The organism is Nocardioides sp., assembly GCF_047606145.1.
Taxonomy (GTDB): domain Bacteria; phylum Actinomycetota; class Actinomycetes; order Propionibacteriales; family Nocardioidaceae; genus Nocardioides.
On record NZ_JASGET010000066.1, the window covers coordinates 1 to 2,921 of the forward strand.

Here is a 2,921-nt window from a genome sequence, read left to right on the forward strand (position 1 = left end):
AGCGCGGTCGCGCCCGGGTGGTCGCCGTGCGACCAGGCGGTACGCGCGGCGGCGAGGGCCGGCGGTGCGGTGGCGAGCAGCCCACCCGCCACGCCGGTACGACGAGCCTCGGGCCGCACCACCAGCGACAGCTCGTCGCCGATCACCAGTGCGACACCCCGCTCGTCCCCCCACCAGGTGGCCCGCTCCGGGTGGTGGCTCAGGGTCAGCAGGGTCGCCTCGTCCAGGGCGGCGACCCCGTCGTCCGCGGTCGCCGCCGCCACCACGGCGGCGACGGTGTCGAGCGCGATCGAGTCGCTCAGAGCTCGACCTCCTCGGCCGCGCGGGCTGCGGCCACCCGGGCGGCGTCGGCCTGGGCGTCGGCGCTCTTGGTCGGCAGCACGAACCGGTAGCCGACGTTGCGGACGGTCCCGATCAGGGTCTCGTGCTCCGGTCCGAGCTTGGCCCGGAGGCGGCGTACGTGCACGTCGACGGTGCGGGTGCCACCGAAGTAGTCATAGCCCCAGACCTCCTGCAGCAGCTGTTGGCGGGAGAAGACCCGGCCGGGGTGCTGGGCGAGGAACTTGAGCAGCTCGAACTCCTTGAAGGTGAGGTCGAGCGGGCGGCGGCCGATCTTCGCGGTGTAGGTGGCCTCATCGACCACCACCTCGCCGCTGCGGATCACGTGTGCCTCGGGGTCGGCGGCGTCGCGCTGCGCGTTGAGCCGGCCGACGGCGAGCCTGATCCGGGCCTCCAGCTCGGCCGGTCCGCAGGTGTGGAGCACCACGTCGTCCACCCCCCAGTCATGGCTGACGACCGCAAGGCCGCCCTCGGTCACGATCAACACGACCGGGATCTGGGACCCGGTCGTGCGGATCAGCCGGCACAGGTCGCGCACGTGCGCGAGGTCCTGGCGGCCGTCGACCAGCAGCAGGTCGACCTCGGGCGCCTCCAGCAGCGCGCTGCCCTCGGCGGGCAGCACCTTCACCTGGTGACCGAGCAGTCCGAGGCCGGGCAGGACGTCAGCGGAGGGCTGGAGCGAATTCGTCAGCAGCAGCAGGGTGCTCATTGAGGGAGTTCCTTCGTCAGGAGCCAGGAGCACCGGGACGCAACGCTGAGCCTCGGTGAGGTGATCGCTCGCTCATCCTACCGAAACGGACCGGTCACATTCCAGGCGGGTCACGCACCAAAGGATCCGGTGGACAATGGCGGCGACGGGTACGACGGCGAGGGAGGATCGTCCGGTGAGTGGATCGGTCACCGTGCACTACTGGGCCGCGGCCAAGGCGGCCGCGGGTACCTCCTGCGACGAGCTCGCGGTGGAGCACCCGGTGACGCTCGCGGAGGTACGCCGCCGGGTGCTCGAGCTGCACCCGGACGAGCGGCTGGCCGACGTACTCGCGGTGTGCTCGGTGCTGGTCGACGACCAGCCGGTGGCGACCCGTGATCCGGGGGCGACGCTGGTCCCCTGGGGCTCGAGGGTGGAGTTCCTGCCGCCGTTCGCGGGTGGGTGAGGACGGCCCCGGGCAGTTTCACCGGTTCACCGGCGAAACTGGAACTTCTCGCGGGTTGCAACCCACGAGAAGTGGCAGAACCACCGGTTCACCGGTGAAACTTCCCCCGGGATGGCCGCCCCCGGGCTCACCCGTCCAGCGCGGCCAGGGTGTCCTCGATCCAGTCGGCGGTGTAGGCGCCGACGTGGGGGAGATGGTCGAGGCCGATGTGTTCGGTCGCGCCTTCGGCGGGGGTGAAGATGCGCAGCTCACGCCGGGGGCTGTTGATCGCCTGGTCGTAGGACTGGCGGGCGTAGTCGACGCTGATCTGGCGGTCGTTCTCGCCGTGCGTGATCAGGAACGGACAGGTGATCTTCTCGACGATGCCGTTGAGGTGGATGCCCTCGGCGTAGGAGATGAACGTCTCGATGTCCGGCTGGCCCCACACCCACAACACATGCTCCCAGTAGTGCGGGACCGGGTTCTCGCCCTCGCGCTCGAGACGCTTCTTCTGTACCTCGCCCCAGTTGTGGTTGGCCCCCCAGGCGTTGGCGAAGCAGAGCCGCTTCTCGAAGGCCGCCGCCCGAGGCACGTAGTACCCGCCGAGGGACCAGCCCGAGAGCCCGATCCGGTCGGCGCGGACGTCGTCGCGGGTCTCCAGATAGTCGAGGCAGGCCGCGGCCCAGCCCTCGGTCTCGATCCGTGCGGTGAGTCCCTGCAGCCGCAGCGCCTCACCGGATCCCGGACAGTCGACCTGGAGCACCGAGATGCCGCGGTCCGCCATCTCCGCGGGCCAGCCGGAGGTGTACATGTGCTCCTTGGTGGAGTCCAGGCCGTTCCACATGATCACCGCCGGGACCGGTGAGCCGTCGGTGCTGGCGTTGGTGAAGTACGCCGGCAGGGTGGTGCCTTCGAAGGGGATCTCCACCCGGGTGGTGCGCGGGTCGATGAGCTCGAAGGTCTTCTCCATCAGGCCGAGCAGATGCCGGTAGGTGGGCAGGCGCTCCGGAGAGGAGTTGGAGAGCATCCGCTCGGCCTGGCACACGTAGGCCGCGGCGCGGAAGTACTTCTGCCCGGCGGTGCGCAGATGCCCGGCCTGCTCGGCCTCGGCGGCCTGGGCTGCGACCTGGTCGGAGACCGCGCGCCAAGACGCCATCAGCTCGCTGGTGCCGACGTCCGAGCCCTGCTGGGCGAGGTCACGGATGGGGCGGCAGGCTCGGTCGACCTCGTCGATGGCGCCGCCGGAGTTCAGGGTGGCGGCGACGCTGAAGCTCCAGATGTAGTTGCCGGGAAAGTACTCGAACATGCCGACCACTGTGCCGTGCGTCACGGGCGCGGGGAACGGTGTCGCTGCTGATGCCGGGCATCCGTCATGCCGATGGACACCGGACCGAGACAGCCGTGGGGGGCCGCCCGGGGGGCCGCCCCCGCGGGGACCCCCCGGGGGGC

3 protein-coding genes and 1 pseudogene are annotated in these 2,921 nt (G+C 70.8%); 1 reads left to right on the plus strand and 3 read right to left on the minus strand.

Annotation, left to right across the window (positions count from 1 at the left end; translation table 11 throughout):
- Together QM638_RS08405 and QM638_RS08410 are read right to left on the minus strand one after the other, a co-directional pair.
- Nucleotides 1–266 (minus strand): annotated as a pseudogene (locus QM638_RS08405) (mycothiol synthase); the annotation flags it as partial.
- A 32-nt stretch (nt 267–298) separates the two neighbouring features.
- Entirely contained in the window at nt 299–1,048 is a 750-nt protein-coding gene (locus QM638_RS08410) for a response regulator transcription factor (RefSeq protein WP_415141508.1), read from the minus strand.
- Nucleotides 1,049–1,223: 175 nt separating this feature from the next.
- Here QM638_RS08410 and QM638_RS08415 point away from each other — a divergent pair, with 175 nt between their 5' ends.
- Nucleotides 1,224–1,493 (plus strand): MoaD/ThiS family protein, encoded by a 270-nt coding sequence (locus QM638_RS08415; RefSeq protein ID WP_415141509.1) that lies wholly within the window; start codon nt 1,224–1,226, stop codon nt 1,491–1,493.
- A gap of 127 nt (nt 1,494–1,620) precedes the next feature.
- On the opposite strand, the gene QM638_RS08420 is transcribed toward QM638_RS08415, so the two are convergent.
- Nucleotides 1,621–2,778 carry an alpha/beta hydrolase family protein gene (locus tag QM638_RS08420; RefSeq protein ID WP_415141510.1) on the minus strand — a complete coding sequence of 386 codons (1,158 nt, stop codon included), beginning with the start codon at nt 2,776–2,778 and terminating at the stop codon, nt 1,621–1,623.
- Nucleotides 2,779–2,921 lie beyond the last annotated feature (143 nt).

What these genes read in the sequence shown, in the direction of transcription:
- QM638_RS08420 (WP_415141510.1), bottom strand. Translation starts at nt 2,778, where the DNA reads ATGTTCGAGTACTTTCCCGGCAACTACATCTGGAGCTTCAGCGTCGCC.
- QM638_RS08410 (WP_415141508.1), bottom strand. Translation starts at nt 1,048, where the DNA reads ATGAGCACCCTGCTGCTGCTGACGAATTCGCTCCAGCCCTCCGCTGAC.